Here is a 15,185-nt window from a genome sequence, read left to right as displayed (position 1 = left end):
CGGTCGCGGGGGTATGTATTATTGCCGGAGCCAGTATTCATTACGGCGCTGATACCTGGAACGTGCTGGATATTGTTCAGCGTTGGGACAGCTTGTTCGCCTCGTTCTTTGCGGTACTGGTTATTCTGATGACGACTATCTCCACTAACGCCACCGGTAATATTATTCCTGCCGGTTATCAGATTGCCGCTATTGCACCGACGAAACTGACCTATAAAAACGGCGTACTGATTGCCAGTATTATCAGCCTGCTGATCTGCCCGTGGAAATTAATGGAAAATCAGGACAGTATTTATCTGTTCCTCGATATTATCGACGGAATGCTTGGTCCGGTAATTGGTGTCATGATGGCGCATTATTTTGTGGTGATGCGTGGGAAAATTAATCTTGATGAACTGTATACCGCACCTGGCGATTATAAATATTACGATAACGGTTTTAACCTCACTGCGTTTTCAGTAACTCTGGTGGCCGTTATTTTATCTCTTGGCGGTAAGTTTATTCCCTTTATGGAACCGTTATCGCGTGTTTCATGGTTTGTCGGCGTCATCGTCGCCTTTGCGGCCTACGCCTTATTAAAGAAACGTACAACAGCAGAAAAAACAGGAGAGCAAAAAACCATAGGTTAATTAATCCCGATATTGAACATTGAGTTAAAAACCAATCTGTATTTTACAAGGAGTTTGTTATGTCTTTTGATTTAATCATTAAAAACGGCACCGTTATTTTAGAAAACGAAGCTCGCGTTGTAGATATCGCCGTTAAAGGCGGAAAAATTGCTGCTATCGGTCAGGATCTGGGCGATGCAAAAGAAGTTATGGATGCGTCTGGTCTGGTGGTTTCGCCGGGCATGGTTGATGCGCACACCCATATTTCTGAACCGGGTCGTAGCCACTGGGAAGGTTATGAAACCGGTACTCGCGCAGCGGCAAAAGGTGGTATCACCACCATGATCGAAATGCCGCTCAACCAGCTGCCTGCAACGGTTGACCGTGCTTCAATTGAACTGAAGTTCGATGCCGCTAAAGGCAAGCTGACTATCGATGCGGCACAACTCGGTGGCCTGGTGTCTTACAACATTGATCGTCTGCATGAGTTGGATGAAGTGGGCGTTGTCGGCTTCAAATGCTTCGTTGCGACCTGTGGCGATCGCGGTATCGACAACGACTTCCGTGATGTAAACGACTGGCAGTTCTTCAAAGGTGCGCAGAAGCTGGGCGAACTGGGGCAGCCGGTGCTGGTGCACTGCGAAAACGCGCTGATCTGTGATGCACTGGGCGAAGAAGCGAAACGTGAAGGTCGCGTAACTGCCCATGACTATGTGGCTTCGCGTCCGGTATTTACCGAAGTGGAAGCGATTCGCCGCGTACTGTACCTGGCGAAAGTTGCCGGTTGCCGTCTGCACATTTGCCATATCAGCAGCCCGGAAGGTGTTGAAGAAGTGACTCGTGCACGTCAGGAAGGTCAGGATGTTACCTGTGAATCCTGCCCGCATTACTTTGTACTGGATACCGATCAGTTCGAAGAAATCGGTACTCTGGCGAAGTGTTCACCGCCGATCCGCGATCTGGAAAACCAGAAAGGCATGTGGGAAAAACTGTTTAACGGTGAAATCGACTGCCTGGTTTCCGACCACTCACCATGCCCTCCGGAAATGAAAGCCGGCAACATCATGGAAGCATGGGGCGGTATTGCCGGCCTGCAAAACTGTATGGACGTGATGTTCGATGAAGCGGTACAGAAACGCGGAATGTCTCTGCCAATGTTCGGCAAATTAATGGCGACTAACGCAGCAGATATTTTCGGTCTGCAGCAAAAAGGCCGTATCGCCCCAGGAAAAGATGCCGACTTCGTCTTCATTCAGCCGAATAGCAGCTATGTTCTTACCAATGACGATCTGGAATATCGCCACAAAGTCAGCCCGTATGTTGGCCGTACCATTGGCGCGCGTATCACGAAAACCATCTTACGTGGTGATGTGATTTACGACATTGAACAGGGCTTCCCTGTTGCGCCGAAAGGTCAATTTATCCTTAAACATCAGCAGTAATCTGGCCCCTGCAATGCCCGTCCTTGCGGCGGGCATTCTCCGGTTAAGGTGTGTTTATGTTCAATTTTGCAGTCAGCCGCGAAAGCCTGTTATCAGGATTTCAGTGGTTTTTCTTTATTTTTTGCAACACGGTTGTGGTTCCTCCTACGCTACTTTCTGCTTTTCAGTTGCCGCAAAGTAGCCTGCTTACGCTCACGCAATATGCTTTTCTTGCTACCGCACTGGCCTGCTTCGCTCAGGCGTTTTGCGGTCATCGTCGCGCTATTATGGAAGGGCTAGGTGGCCTGTGGTGGGGAACCATCCTTACTATCCCCCTTGGCGAAGCATCGCGCGGGACACCGATCAACGATATCTCTACCAGTCTGGCGGTGGGGATTGCACTCTCCGGTGTGCTGACGATGTTGATTGGTTTTAGCGGATTAGGCCATCGCCTGGCACGGTTATTTACGCCGTCGGTGATGGTCTTGTTTATGTTGATGCTGGGCGCGCAGCTGACCACTATCTTTTTCAAAGGTATGCTCGGACTGCCGTTTGGCATAGCCGACCCAAATTTTAAAATTCAGTTACCACCGTTCGCGCTCTCGGTGGCGGTGATGTGCCTGGTACTGGCGATGATTATCTTTCTGCCGCAACGTTTTGCCCGTTATGGCCTGCTGGTCGGTACGATAACCGGCTGGTTGTTGTGGTACTTTTGCTTTCCTTCTTCGCATTCGCTCTCCGGTGAGTTGCACTGGCAGTGGTTCCCGCTCGGCAGTGGCGGTGCTTTGTCGCCGGGAATTATTCTGACGGCGGTGATTACAGGTCTGGTGAATATCAGCAATACCTACGGTGCGATTCGGGGCACGGATGTTTTTTATCCGCAGCAGGGTGCGGGGAATACGCGTTATCGTCGTAGCTTTGTGGCGACCGGATTTATGACGCTGATAACCGTACCGCTGGCGGTAATTCCATTTTCACCGTTTGTTTCATCCATTGGTTTATTAACCCAGACTGGCGATTACACGCGGCGTTCGTTTATTTATGGCAGCGTTATTTGCCTGCTGGTGGCACTAGTTCCGGCACTCACTCGACTGTTTTGTAGTATTCCCTTACCGGTAAGTAGCGCAGTCATGCTGGTTTCTTATCTGCCTTTACTCTTTTCTGCGCTGGTGTTTAGCCAGCAAATAACGTTTACCGCGCGCAATATTTATCGACTCGCATTGCCGTTATTTGTCGGCATATTTTTAATGGCATTACCGCCTGTGTATTTGCAAGACCTTCCATTAACGCTTCGTCCTCTGCTCAGTAACGGCTTACTGGTCGGAATTTTACTGGCTGTTCTTATGGATAATCTTATTCCGTGGGAACGCATCGAATAATTTGTTGAAAAAGGATTGATAATGAAGATTGTCATTGCGCCAGACTCTTTTAAGGAGAGCTTAAGTGCAGAAAAATGTTGTCAGGCAATTAAAGCCGGGTTTTCGACCCTCTTTCCCGATGCGCACTATATCTGTTTGCCGATAGCGGATGGCGGCGAAGGGACGGTGGATGCGATGGTCGCCGCGACGGGTGGCAACATTGTGACGCTTGAAGTCTACGGGCCGATGGGCGAAAAAGTGAATACTTTTTATGGCCTTACCGGAGACGGGAAAACAGCGGTGATTGAGATGGCGGCAGCAAGTGGCCTGATGCTGGTCGCGCCTGAAAAGCGTAATCCGTTGCTGGCCTCCAGTTTTGGTACGGGGGAGTTAATTCGCCATGCGCTGGATAACGGCATTCGCCATATTATTCTCGGCATTGGCGGCAGTGCGACGGTCGACGGCGGTATGGGCATGGCGCAGGCGCTTGGTGTGCGTTTCCTTGATGCCGACGGCCAGGTGCTGGCGGCTAACGGCGGCAATTTAGCGCGCGTGGCAAGCATTGAGATGGAGGAATGCGATCCGCGTCTGGCGAACAGCCATATTGAAGTGGCATGTGACGTTGATAACCCGCTGGTAGGGGCACGCGGCGCGGCGGCGGTATTTGGCCCGCAAAAAGGGGCAACGCCGGAGATGGTTGAAGAGCTGGAACAGGGGCTGCAAAATTACGCCCGTGTTTTACAACAGCAAACTGAAATTAATGTCTGTCAGATGGCGGGCGGCGGCGCTGCGGGCGGTATGGGGATTGCGGCGGCGGTATTTCTCAATGCGGATATTAAACCGGGCATTGAGATTGTGTTGAATGCGGTCAATCTTGCGCAGGCGGTGCAGGGGGCAGCACTGGTGATCACCGGGGAAGGGCGCATTGACTCGCAAACGGCAGGCGGTAAAGCGCCGCTGGGCGTTGCGTCGGTGGCGAAGCAGTTTAATGTACCGGTGATTGGGATTGCTGGTGTATTGGGTGATGGCGTGGAAGTGGTGCACCAGTACGGCATTGACGCGGTATTCAGCATTTTGCCTCGTCTGGCACCTTTAGCCGAAGTGCTCGCCAGCGGTGAAACCAATCTCTTCAACAGCGCGCGAAATATTGCCTGCGCCATTAAAATAGGTCAGGGAATTAAAAACTGACTCTTGCCTTTAAAGCGGATGCGATTTATTTCGTATAAGAGCGCAGTACTCATGCCGGATGCGGCATGAGTACTATATCCTTCCTGAAAATCGCGCAAATTCTATATATTGCAGAGGTCATGTAGGCCTGATAAGCGAAGCGCATCAGGCAATGTTACAAAAAAAGCCACGGTATAAACCGTGGCAAAATCCAACATAGCTAAAAATAATCAGGCGAGTGGTATGACTTAAATCTCTACGTCGCGGTTGCAATCTTTCGAGTAAATATAGCTGAACGCTTCACCACGCCCTACGCCATAACCAGCCTGTAAAGAATAAGCGCCCATAAAGATGTAATCGCCTTTTTTCACCGGGATCCAGTTATTGTCGAGGTTATAAACCCCCTGACCGGAAAGAATATAGGCACCATGTTCCTGAACGTGTGTTTCGATATAACCGTGGCTGGCACCTGGTGCAAAAGAGAGGATATGCATGTTCATATCAAAACCTAACTCTTTGGGCAGAAAATCCAGCAGGATCACATCATCCATACCTTCATAGTGAATGCGTTCCAGTTCGCTGGCATTGCCAGAAACCAGCCACGGTGCATGGCCTTCTACCGGAACATAGCGGCGCTTATATAAAAAGATTTGGCTGTCTTCGGCCTGGGCGTTAACAAACGTCATTAAGGAGCCTGGTGGGCAATAAAGATAGCCACCTTCGCTTAAGGCAAATGTTTTGCCTTCGGCTTTGGCAGTGATATTTCCAGAGATCACATACAGGAACGTTTCAATGCCTTCGCCACCGAAGCCCTGTTGGTTGCCACCGTTTTGATGCAGTGTGACCAGATAATCAACAAAAGAGGCACCCAGCTTTGGCGTGGAGAGGATTGTCGCGTCACAATTTTCAAAGCCCGGAATAATATTTTTTACCAGACCATCCGGGGTTAACAGTGCGAAATTACCGTGTTTAACAATCGCACGGTTAGCCAGTAAATCTTCGCGGTAACCGGTGACGTTATTTAAATATCCCATTTATGACTCCTTATTTCTGCCAGGCAAGTTGATAAAGCATGAGTGCCAACGTTTTGACCCCTTCGGCAAGGTCAGTAATATTGGTGCGTTCCGCCGGGTTATGGCTGATCCCGTTGATGCTGGGGATAAAAATCATGCAGGTTGGTACGCGAGGCGCGAAAATTTGCGCGTCGTGCCCGGCACCACTGTGCATCACCCGGTAATTCAGTTTTTCTCTTTCACACAATTCTGTCAGGGTGGCGACCAGCTCCTTATTCATCGGCACGGGTTCTTCGTCCATCCATAAATCGATATCAATACCAATGTCCATTTCATCGCAAATCGCCCGCATGTCGTTTTCTAACTGTTGGGTGAAATCGCGCAGCACGGCAGCGTCGGTATGACGACAATCAATGGTGAACGTGGTTTTACCCGGCACCACATTTACCGTATTCGGGCGCGGCTCTACTTTGCCAAAGGTCAGAACCAGCGGATCGCCCATCTTTTTCGCTTTTTCGATCGACTGATGGCAAATGCGACTGAAAGCGTAAACCGTATCACGACGATAACCCATCGGCGTGGTGCCTGCATGGTTTGATTCGCCGTTCAGCGTCACCGTATAGCGACGCTGCCCGACAATTGCATTCACCACGCCAATTGATTGCCCATTACTTTCCAGCACACAGCCCTGTTCAATATGCAGTTCAACAAAGGCTTTTATATCCTGACACGGAGTTAGTGGGGCGTTCGGCAGAGTAAATCCGCAAGCCTTCATCGCATCGGCAAAACTATTTCCTTTGGCATCACAGATATTCCGCACGTCGTCAGGATTCGCCAGCCCAAAGATATTTTTACTGCCCCAGAAGACATACGGGAAGCGGCTGCCTTCTTCTTCTGCCATCGCCACCACTTCGACCGTACGTAACGGTGCGCCGTATTACGTTTTCAACCAGTCAATTGCCAGCCACGCCGCCAGCGCGCCGAATTGCCCGTCGAGGTTACCGCCGTTAACCACGGTATCGATATGCGAACCGCTCAGAACCACTTCCTGTGGATATTCGGTGCCACTCAGGCGACCGTATAAATTCCCCACTTCATCGAAACGTGTTTCCAGCCCACTTGCTGCCATTCTTTTTTTAAATTGCTGCTGGGTTTCCAGCCATTCCGGCGAATAAAGTAAACGGGTCATCCTACCCGTTGGGTCAGCGCCAAAAGAGGAAAGCCAGGGCAGCGTTTCTTCTATAGCTTGACGGGAATGTGTAATTTCGCCGCGCGCAATTCGATGCGTTATGCGGTGGATTATGCGGCAATGAACGACCACAGGTTGTGGCTCAAGGGATTCGCCTCGGGCGTTTCACGGTTAAACAGCCACAGCGTTATTGTTTGCTGCGTATTACGCCGCCTTCGCATCCTCAACCGCTTGCAGCTGCATGGATGCAACGCGCGGAGGAAACCGGACTTTTCGGGCCACTGGCGATGGCGGCAAGCGATCCGCTGCCCGCTGAATTACGCCAGTTTCGTCACTGTTTTCAGGCCGCGCGCAATGGCGTTAAGACCGACTGGCGGCACTGGCTGGGTAAAGGCCCCGGATTAACGCCAAGTCATGATGACACGTTGAGCGGAATGCTGCTGGCGGCCTGGTATTATGGCGCTTTAGATGCGCGCGCCGGTCGCCCGTTTTTTGCCTGTTCCGACAATCTTCAACTCGTTACCACAGCGGTGAGCGTCAGTTATTTACGTTATGCCGCGCAAGGATATTTCGCCTCGCCACTCCTGCACTTTGTCCATGCTCTGAGTTGCCCGAAACGTACCGCTGTTGCGATTGATTCGCTGCTGGCGCTGGGGCATACGTCAGGGGCAGATACGCTGCTGGGGTTCTGGCTTGGCCAACAATTATTACAAGGAAAACCATGAAAACACTGGTTGTAGCTCTTGGGGGCAACGCCTTACTCCAGCGCGGTGAGGCGCTGACGGCGGAAAATCAATATCGCAATATCGCCAGTGCTGTACCCGCGCTGGCACGCCTGGCCCGTTCTTATCGGCTGGCGATTGTTCACGGCAACGGGCCGCAGGTGGGGCTGCTGGCGTTACAGAATCTGGCGTGGAAAGAGGTAGAACCGTATCCGCTGGATGTGCTGGTGGCGGAAAGCCAGGGGATGATTGGATATATGCTGGCGCAGAGCTTGAGCGCACAGCCGCAGATGCCGCCTGTTACGACGGTGCTGACGCGCATTGAGGTTTCGCCTGATGATCCGGCGTTTTTGCAGCCAGAGAAATTTATTGGTCCGGTTTATCAGCCAGAAGAACAAGAGGCACTGGAAGCGGCTTACGGCTGGCAGATGAAACGTGATGGTAAATATTTGCGCCGGGTGGTGGCGTCTCCGCAACCGCGTAAAATTCTCGACAGCGAAGCCATCGAGTTGTTGCTCAAAGAGGGGCATGTGGTGATTTGCAGTGGCGGCGGCGGTGTGCCTGTGACAGAAGATGGGGCAGGGAGTGAAGCGGTGATTGATAAAGATCTCGCCGCTGCGTTGCTCGCCGAGCAGATTAATGCCGATGGACTGGTGATCCTCACCGATGCTGATGCGGTATATGAAAACTGGGGAACGCCGCAGCAACGTGCCATTCGCCATGCCACACCGGATGAGTTAGCTCCATTTGGCAAAGCCGATGGTTCGATGGGGCCGAAGGTAACGGCGGTGAGTGGTTATGTCAGAAGCCGTAGTAAACCCGCGTGGATTGGGGCGTTATCGCGAATTGAAGAGACGCTGGCGGGCGAAGCGGGGACCTGTATTTCGCTGTAGTGATGAGAGCATCCGGCAATCGGTGCACCATGCCTGATGCGACGCTTGACGCGTCTTATCAGGCCTACAATGGGTACCGGAGCGGTAAGCCGGATAAGGCGTTTACGCCGCATCCGGCAATCAAATGAGCACCTGCTTAACTGAACTTACTCTGCGCCCAAATCACGCCGCTGGCATACTCTGGCGGCAGCAGCGGGATTAAGGCTTCCAGCGTCGCAGTCAGACGCGATGTGTCGCTGTCGGTCAAATTCAGATGCCCCACTTTACGCCCCGGACGGACTTCTTTGTCGTACCAGTGCAGATGCACCAGCGGCAATTTCAGCCAGTCATAATTCACATCGCTACCAATCAGATTGATCATCACCGACGGATTATTCACTACTGGTTGCGGTAACGGCAGATCGGTAATCGCCCGCAGATGCAGCTCAAACTGGCTGATGCTGGCACCGTTTTGTGTCCAGTGACCGCTGTTATGCACACGCGGAGCCAGTTCGTTGATCAGCAGACCTTGCGGGGTGACAAAACACTCCATCGCCATCACGCCCACATAGCCCAGCTCCTGCATAATCGCCGACAGCATCTCTTCGGCTTGCGCCTGCTGCTGTGCGTTGGCCTGCGGAAAAGCGACGCTGGTGCGCAAAATACCGTCCTGATGCAGGTTATGCGTCAGCGGATAAAACACGGTGCTGCCATCAAAGCCGCGCGCGCCAACCAGCGATACTTCACCAGAGAAGTTAATGCCCTGCTCGACAATACATTCACCGTAACACTCTGCCGGTAACTGTTCGGTTTCATTGGCGCGTAAACTCCATTGACCGCGACCGTCATAGCCACCAGTGCGACGCTTAACAATCGCCAGTTCACCTAAACGATCAAACACCGCAGGCCACTCGCTGCGATCGGCAAGTAACTGCCACGGCGCGGTCGGCAGGTGGAGCTTATCGAAAAGCTGTTTCTGAGTCAGACGGTCAGCAATAATCGGGAACACATCGCGGTTCACAAAGGCCGGATGACGCGCCAGCTCGCGGGTTAATGCGGTTTCCGGCCAGCGTTCGATCTCAGCGGTAATCACGCTTTGTTGAAAAGGCACCGCCGCCGGTTCAGCGTCCAGCCCGACCGGCCAGACAGCAATGCCTAACGGTTCGCCTGCCTGACGCAGCATACGGCCTAACTGCCCGTTACCGAGGACGCAAACCTGTTTCATGCCGCACCTCGCGGGTCCGGGTTTTCCAGCACTTCGTCGGTCTGGGCTTTGCGCCAGTCATTCAGACGCTGGTGTAGCTCTTTATCGTGAGTCGCGAGAATTTGTGCTGCCAGTAATGCCGCGTTTGCCGCGCCAGCTTTACCAATCGCCAGCGTACCCACCGGAATGCCGCGCGGCATTTGTACGATGGAGTAGAGGCTATCGACACCGCTCAGTGCGGCGCTCTGTACTGGCACGCCCAGCACCGGCACCAGCGTTTTGGCGGCAATCATGCCTGGCAGGTGCGCTGCGCCGCCTGCGCCCGCAATAATCACCTGATAACCGTTCTCTTCGGCGCTTTCGGCGAAGCTGAACAGTTTATCGGGGGTGCGGTGAGCAGAAACCACTTCAACGTGGTGCGGAACATTCAGGATTTCGAAGATTTCGACGGCGAACTGCATGGTAGCCCAGTCGCTTTTGGACCCCATCACGATGGCGACACGCGCCGGATTATTGCGGGAAGACATGCGTCTTAAAACTCCTGTGGTGCACAACTCTCGGCTTTAGAGGGCACAGAGAATAGCACGGAAAGAGAGCAAGGAAAACGGTTGCGTGGCTGTGAAATCAGCAAAGTTGTGGGTTTTTTAAAACGGAAAATGAATCAGCTCAACGTCATCCGCTGTGACTTTCACCATCGAACCTTCCGTATGCCAGGCACCCAGTACCACGCGAAAAGCAGGTTGCTGGTTGGCGATAAGTTCATGCACCGCCGGGCGATGGGTATGCCCGTGGATTAGCCATTGCACCTGATGTTTTTCCATCGCACTGACCACAGCGTTTTGGTTAACGTCCATGATCGCCAGCGATTTACTGCTGTTGGCTTCTTTGCTGTTCGCGCGCATTCGCGCGGCAATGCGTTTGCGCACAAACAACGGCAGGGCGAGGAATAGCATTTGCAGCCAGGGTTTGTGGACTTTGGCGCGAAAAGCCTGATAACCCGCGTCATCGGTGCACAGCGTGTCGCCATGCATAATCAACACCCGGCGACCATAAAGTTCGAGCACCTTTTCTTCCGGCAATAATGTCATGCCGCTTTCACGGGCAAAGCGTTTGCCGAGCAGAAAATCACGGTTGCCATGAATGAAATAACAGGGAACGCCGGAATCGGACACCGCTTTGATCGCTGCCGCCATCTGGCGATGGAGTGGGTTGGGATCGTCGTCGCCAATCCATGCTTCAAACAGATCGCCAAGAATATACAGCGCGTCGGCCTTGCGGGCTTCCCCCGCTAAAAAACGCAGAAAACCGGCGGTGATCGCCGGTTCTTCCACGCAGAGATGAAGATCTGCAATAAAGAGTGTCGCCACGATTACTCGCTAACGGTCACGCTTTCAATGATAACGTCTTCTTTTGGCACGTCCTGGTGCATACCGTTACGACCGGTTGCAACACCTTTGATTTTGTCTACCACGTCCATGCCGTCAACCACTTCAGCAAACACGCAGTAGCCCCAACCTTGCAGGCTTTCGCCAGAGAAGTTCAGGAAGTCGTTATCAACCACGTTGATGAAGAATTGTGCAGTTGCAGAGTGCGGAGCCTGAGTACGTGCCATTGCCAGCGTACCACGGGTATTTTTCAGGCCGTTGTTGGCTTCGTTTTTGATCGGTTCTTTGGTGGCTTTTTGTTTCATGCCCGGTTCAAAACCGCCGCCCTGAATCATAAAGCCGTTGATAACACGGTGGAAAATGGTGTTGTTGTAAAAACCTTCGCGGCAGTAGTCCAGGAAGTTTTTAACTGTTTCAGGTGCTTTATCGTCAAAAGTTTTGATGACAATATCGCCGTGATTGGTGTGGAAAGTAACCATTTTTGCATCCTGTTCCGTTTGATTGGTGCTTCAACCCAGTTCGGGTCATATATAGAGTGGTGTTATAGCATAACCGCACGATCGGATCATCACGCAATGTATGCTGATTCGCGCGGGAAATATGGGTATTATACGCAACTCAATTACCCACACATGTCTAAACGGAATCTTCGATGCTAAAAATCTTCAATACTCTGACACGCCAAAAAGAGGAATTTAAGCCTATTCACGCCGGGGAAGTCGGCATGTACGTGTGTGGAATCACCGTTTACGATCTCTGTCATATCGGTCACGGGCGTACCTTTGTTGCTTTTGACGTGGTTGCGCGCTATCTGCGTTTCCTCGGCTATAAACTGAAGTATGTGCGCAACATTACCGATATCGACGACAAAATCATCAAACGCGCCAATGAAAATGGCGAAAGCTTTGTGGCGCTGGTGGATCGCATGATCGCCGAAATGCACAAAGATTTTGATGCTTTGAACATTCTGCGCCCGGATATGGAGCCGCGCGCGACGCACCATATCGCAGAAATTATTGAACTCACTGAACAACTGATCGCCAAAGGTCACGCTTATGTGGCGGACAACGGCGACGTGATGTTCGACGTCCCGACCGATCCAACTTATGGCGTGCTGTCGCGTCAGGATCTCGACCAGCTGCAGGCTGGCGCGCGCGTTGACGTGGTTGATGACAAACGCAACCCGATGGACTTCGTTCTGTGGAAGATGTCGAAAGAGGGCGAACCGAGCTGGCCGTCTCCGTGGGGCGCGGGTCGTCCTGGCTGGCACATTGAATGTTCGGCCATGAACTGCAAGCAGCTGGGTAACCACTTTGATATCCACGGCGGCGGTTCAGACCTGATGTTCCCGCACCACGAGAACGAAATCGCGCAGTCCACCTGTGCCCATGATGGTCAGTATGTGAACTACTGGATGCACTCCGGAATGGTGATGGTTGACCGCGAGAAGATGTCCAAATCGCTGGGTAACTTCTTTACCGTGCGCGATGTGCTGAAATACTACGACGCGGAAACCGTGCGTTACTTCCTGATGTCGGGCCACTATCGCAGCCAGCTGAACTACAGCGAAGAGAACCTGAAGCAGGCGCGTGCGGCGCTGGAGCGCCTCTACACTGCGCTGCGCGGCACAGATAAAACCGTTGCGCCTGCCGGTGGCGAAGCGTTTGAAGCGCGCTTTATTGAAGCGATGGACGACGATTTCAACACCCCGGAAGCCTATTCCGTGCTGTTTGATATGGCGCGTGAAGTGAACCGTCTGAAAGCAGAAGATATGGCAGCGGCGAATGCAATGGCATCTCACCTGCGTAAACTTTCCGCTGTATTGGGCCTGCTGGAGCAAGAACCGGAAGCGTTCCTGCAAAGCGGCGCGCAGGCAGACGACAGCGAAGTGGCTGAGATTGAAGCGTTAATTCAACAGCGTCTGGATGCCCGTAAAGCGAAAGACTGGGCGGCGGCAGATGCGGCACGTGACCGTCTTAACGAGATGGGGATCGTGCTGGAAGATGGCCCGCAAGGGACCACTTGGCGTCGTAAGTAATTGCGCAATTGCCGGATGCGAGTTTTCGCATCCGGTTATCGTCTGCGCCACCACAACATTCCCATCAGTAGCATCCCCGGCAACCACACCCACATCAATTCGGAAATAATCACCTGATGCCCGTACGCTGTGGTGTAACGAGACAATGCAAACGGCGCGACTTTAATCATCTGCCAGGGAGCGAAAAAGCGTTCATCTGACCACGGCCACAGCCAGCCAACGCCCTTACCGCCAGTGGTTACCGAATCCAGTAAGCTGTGCGATAGCAACGAGACGGTTAAAAACAGCCAGCAGCGAATCAGCCCAGCCCTGAACCATCGACGTCCAATCAGCACACATAAGAGCGGGACAACAAACGCAAACACCAGCGAATGGGTAAACCCGCGATGACCAAAAACATTGCCGTAAGCAACGCCAAATTTAAACGACAATACGTCGGCATCGGGCAGCATCGCCAGGATGATTCCGGCAAATAACAGACGCGGAGGGATGACTTTCGAACCCAACCCTAAACCAATGCAAAGGGGAACGGCGGCGTGCGTAATAACGGTTGGCATGATGGTCGCTTCGGCAAAATGTCGATGCTATCAGCATGGATGAACGGGGCGTAGAGGGCAAAAGTCTGAAAAGAGAACCGGCCTGTTGATACAGGCCGGGAAAGGGATCAGGCAACAACCTGTACGCTGTGTCCTGCAAAACTCACTGTCTGACCGGCGACGATTTTGCAGCGTTTGCGCGTTTCAACCGCACCGTCGACTTTCACCTGGCCTTCGGTAATCGCGATTTTCGCCTGCGCGCCGCTTTCGCTCCAGCCTTCCAGTTTCAGCAAGTCGCACAGCTCAACGTGCGGATGTTTACCTAAAGAAAATGTCGCCATGTTACTCACCCTGTGGATCATGATATTCAACGCACGCCTGTAGCGTGTTTTCAATCAGCGTGGCAACCGTCATCGGGCCAACGCCGCCGGGAACAGGCGTAATGTATGAGGCGCGTTTAGCCGCGTCTTCAAACACGACGTCGCCCACAACTTTGCCATTTTCCAGACGGTTGATGCCGACATCAATCACAATTGCGCCTTCTTTGATCCAGTCACCGGGAATAAAGCCTGGCTTGCCAACGGCAACGATCAACAGATCGGCATTTTCTACGTGATGACGCAGATTTTTAGTGAAGCGGTGAGTCACGGTGGTGGTGCAACCTGCGAGCAACAGTTCCATGCTCATTGGGCGACCGACGATATTCGATGCGCCAATCACCACGGCGTTGAGGCCGAAGGTATCAATGTTGTAACGCTCAAGCAGCGTGACGATACCGCGCGGGGTGCAGGGACGCAGACGCGGCGCGCGCTGGCACAGACGACCGACGTTGTAAGGATGGAAACCGTCCACGTCTTTGTCCGGGTGAATACGTTCCAGCACTTTGACGTTATCAATACCCGCCGGTAACGGCAGTTGAACCAGAATGCCATCGATGGTGTTGTCGGCATTCAGCGCATCGATAAGCTCCAGCAGCTCCGCTTCGCTGGTGGTTTCCGGGAGGTCATAAGAGCGGGAGACGAACCCGACTTCTTCACAAGCCTTGCGTTTGCTTGCGACATAAATTTGCGATGCAGGGTTACTACCCACCAGCACAACGGCCAGTCCTGGTGCCCGCAGTCCGGCTGCAATACGAGCCTGAACTTTTTGAGCAACTTCAGAGCGCACCTGCTGCGCAATCGTTTTACCGTCAATAATCTTTGCTGCCATCAGAGAGAGGATTCCATCTGTTACGTAGGTCGAAGGGGATGCGTCTATTTTGTCAGAAGCGGGGCGCGCTGTCAGGTTTCGTTTCAGATTTATCGCGTGAAGCGACCTCTTGCGAAGGTTAGGCGCACCGTCGCTGAGGTCGCTGAGATTGAAAGCTTCATTTTTCGTACATGATGGCGTTGTAAATCTGGAACTGATTTATTTCCTTGTTTAAGGATTAAGATAATTTAAGAAATACCTGACAATATAAAAAGAATTTTCAGCCTGGTAATTTACCGCTTCAGGTCTATATTTGTGTTGAATATATTTTGCGCGGAAGTATTCATCTAACGGGGCTCTCTATTTTTTAGAATAGAGTGCATATTTTCAATTAAGACATTCTTAGAGGATAAAAAGGAATTTTACTACTATCAGTGTCTTAAATAAAGTAATCGGTTATATACGGATGTGGAGTCGATAAATG

The 15,185-nt window shown here is 52.2% G+C and carries 14 protein-coding genes and 2 pseudogenes; 7 read left to right on the top strand and 9 right to left on the bottom strand.

Annotated elements, in window-relative coordinates; genetic code table 11:
* The 4 genes from ACUU1M_RS14220 to glxK form a co-directional block, all read left to right on the top strand.
* On the top strand, window positions 1-629 hold a 629-nt coding region (locus ACUU1M_RS14220; protein ID WP_449144679.1), incomplete at its 5' end, for a cytosine permease.
* Window positions 630-688: 59 nt separating this feature from the next.
* Window positions 689-2,050 carry an allantoinase AllB gene (allB, locus tag ACUU1M_RS14215; protein ID WP_000006881.1) on the top strand — a complete coding sequence of 454 codons (1,362 nt, stop codon included), beginning with the start codon at window positions 689-691 and terminating at the stop codon, window positions 2,048-2,050.
* 56 nt (window positions 2,051-2,106) lie between these two features.
* Window positions 2,107-3,408 carry a uracil/xanthine transporter gene (locus ACUU1M_RS14210; protein ID WP_005073128.1) on the top strand — a complete coding sequence of 434 codons (1,302 nt, stop codon included), beginning with the start codon at window positions 2,107-2,109 and terminating at the stop codon, window positions 3,406-3,408.
* Between the two features lie 21 nt (window positions 3,409-3,429).
* Window positions 3,430-4,575: a glycerate 3-kinase gene (gene glxK / locus ACUU1M_RS14205; protein ID WP_005073132.1), complete on the top strand. Its 1,146-nt coding sequence runs from the start codon at window positions 3,430-3,432 to the stop codon at window positions 4,573-4,575.
* Window positions 4,576-4,802: 227 nt separating this feature from the next.
* Here the strand turns inward: glxK and allE are convergent, their stop codons facing one another.
* Together allE and allC are read right to left on the bottom strand one after the other, a co-directional pair.
* Complete coding sequence (gene allE / locus ACUU1M_RS14200) at window positions 4,803-5,588, bottom strand: (S)-ureidoglycine aminohydrolase (protein ID WP_000540996.1); 786 nt, start codon at window positions 5,586-5,588, stop codon at window positions 4,803-4,805.
* A gap of 10 nt (window positions 5,589-5,598) precedes the next feature.
* Window positions 5,599-6,831, bottom strand: a pseudogene (gene allC / locus ACUU1M_RS14195) (allantoate deiminase).
* A gap of 2 nt (window positions 6,832-6,833) precedes the next feature.
* Between allC and ACUU1M_RS14190 the strand changes: the two are divergent.
* A pseudogene (locus ACUU1M_RS14190) lies at window positions 6,834-7,481 on the top strand (DUF2877 domain-containing protein); the annotation flags it as partial.
* Complete coding sequence (locus ACUU1M_RS14185; RefSeq protein ID WP_152028990.1) at window positions 7,478-8,371, top strand: carbamate kinase; 894 nt, start codon at window positions 7,478-7,480, stop codon at window positions 8,369-8,371. The pseudogene ACUU1M_RS14190 and the gene ACUU1M_RS14185, both read left to right, overlap by 4 nt.
* 136 nt (window positions 8,372-8,507) lie before the next feature.
* Here the strand turns inward: ACUU1M_RS14185 and purK are convergent, their stop codons facing one another.
* From purK to ppiB, 4 genes are all read right to left on the bottom strand, one after another.
* Entirely contained in the window at window positions 8,508-9,575 is a 1,068-nt protein-coding gene (purK, locus tag ACUU1M_RS14180; protein WP_000815547.1) for a 5-(carboxyamino)imidazole ribonucleotide synthase, read from the bottom strand.
* Entirely contained in the window at window positions 9,572-10,081 is a 510-nt protein-coding gene (gene purE, locus ACUU1M_RS14175; protein ID WP_005073146.1) for a 5-(carboxyamino)imidazole ribonucleotide mutase, read from the bottom strand. Before purE ends, purK begins: the two co-directional genes overlap by 4 nt.
* Before the next feature lie 117 nt (window positions 10,082-10,198).
* On the bottom strand, window positions 10,199-10,921 hold the full coding sequence (gene lpxH / locus ACUU1M_RS14170; RefSeq protein WP_000212252.1) for a UDP-2,3-diacylglucosamine diphosphatase: 723 nt from the start codon (window positions 10,919-10,921) through the stop codon (window positions 10,199-10,201).
* A gap of 2 nt (window positions 10,922-10,923) precedes the next feature.
* Window positions 10,924-11,418, bottom strand: a complete 495-nt coding sequence (gene ppiB, locus ACUU1M_RS14165; protein WP_000255996.1) for a peptidylprolyl isomerase B — start codon at window positions 11,416-11,418, stop codon at window positions 10,924-10,926.
* A gap of 173 nt (window positions 11,419-11,591) precedes the next feature.
* On the opposite strand from ppiB, the gene cysS reads away from it, so the two are divergent.
* Window positions 11,592-12,977 (top strand): cysteine--tRNA ligase, encoded by a 1,386-nt coding sequence (cysS, locus tag ACUU1M_RS14160; RefSeq protein WP_000912345.1) that lies wholly within the window; start codon window positions 11,592-11,594, stop codon window positions 12,975-12,977.
* Window positions 12,978-13,012: 35 nt separating this feature from the next.
* Here cysS and ACUU1M_RS14155 read toward each other — a convergent pair whose 3' ends face one another.
* The 3 genes from ACUU1M_RS14155 to folD all read right to left on the bottom strand — a co-directional run bounded on the left by ACUU1M_RS14155 (window position 13,013) and on the right by folD (window position 14,722).
* On the bottom strand, window positions 13,013-13,534 hold the full coding sequence (locus ACUU1M_RS14155; protein ID WP_001143545.1) for a metal-dependent hydrolase: 522 nt from the start codon (window positions 13,532-13,534) through the stop codon (window positions 13,013-13,015).
* Between the two features lie 107 nt (window positions 13,535-13,641).
* Complete coding sequence (gene ybcJ, locus ACUU1M_RS14150) at window positions 13,642-13,854, bottom strand: ribosome-associated protein YbcJ (protein WP_000190294.1); 213 nt, start codon at window positions 13,852-13,854, stop codon at window positions 13,642-13,644.
* 1 nt (window position 13,855) lies between these two features.
* Window positions 13,856-14,722: a bifunctional methylenetetrahydrofolate dehydrogenase/methenyltetrahydrofolate cyclohydrolase FolD gene (folD, locus tag ACUU1M_RS14145; protein WP_000729155.1), complete on the bottom strand. Its 867-nt coding sequence runs from the start codon at window positions 14,720-14,722 to the stop codon at window positions 13,856-13,858.
* Window positions 14,723-15,185: the final 463 nt, after the last annotated feature.

This window comes from Shigella sp. SIG6, from assembly GCF_053555815.1.
This window is presented reverse-complemented; position numbering and strand designations above follow the sequence as displayed.

Coding starts and splice junctions, on each gene's coding strand:
- allB (WP_000006881.1), top strand. CDS start 689: ATGTCTTTTGATTTAATCATTAAAAACGGCACCGTTATTTTAGAAAAC.
- ACUU1M_RS14210 (WP_005073128.1), top strand. CDS start 2,107: ATGTTCAATTTTGCAGTCAGCCGCGAAAGCCTGTTATCAGGATTTCAG.
- glxK (WP_005073132.1), top strand. CDS start 3,430: ATGAAGATTGTCATTGCGCCAGACTCTTTTAAGGAGAGCTTAAGTGCA.
- allE (WP_000540996.1), bottom strand. CDS start 5,588: ATGGGATATTTAAATAACGTCACCGGTTACCGCGAAGATTTACTGGCT.
- ACUU1M_RS14185 (WP_152028990.1), top strand. CDS start 7,478: ATGAAAACACTGGTTGTAGCTCTTGGGGGCAACGCCTTACTCCAGCGC.
- purK (WP_000815547.1), bottom strand. CDS start 9,575: ATGAAACAGGTTTGCGTCCTCGGTAACGGGCAGTTAGGCCGTATGCTG.
- purE (WP_005073146.1), bottom strand. CDS start 10,081: ATGTCTTCCCGCAATAATCCGGCGCGTGTCGCCATCGTGATGGGGTCC.
- ppiB (WP_000255996.1), bottom strand. CDS start 11,418: ATGGTTACTTTCCACACCAATCACGGCGATATTGTCATCAAAACTTTT.
- cysS (WP_000912345.1), top strand. CDS start 11,592: ATGCTAAAAATCTTCAATACTCTGACACGCCAAAAAGAGGAATTTAAG.
- ACUU1M_RS14155 (WP_001143545.1), bottom strand. CDS start 13,534: ATGCCAACCGTTATTACGCACGCCGCCGTTCCCCTTTGCATTGGTTTA.
- ybcJ (WP_000190294.1), bottom strand. CDS start 13,854: ATGGCGACATTTTCTTTAGGTAAACATCCGCACGTTGAGCTGTGCGAC.
- folD (WP_000729155.1), bottom strand. CDS start 14,722: ATGGCAGCAAAGATTATTGACGGTAAAACGATTGCGCAGCAGGTGCGC.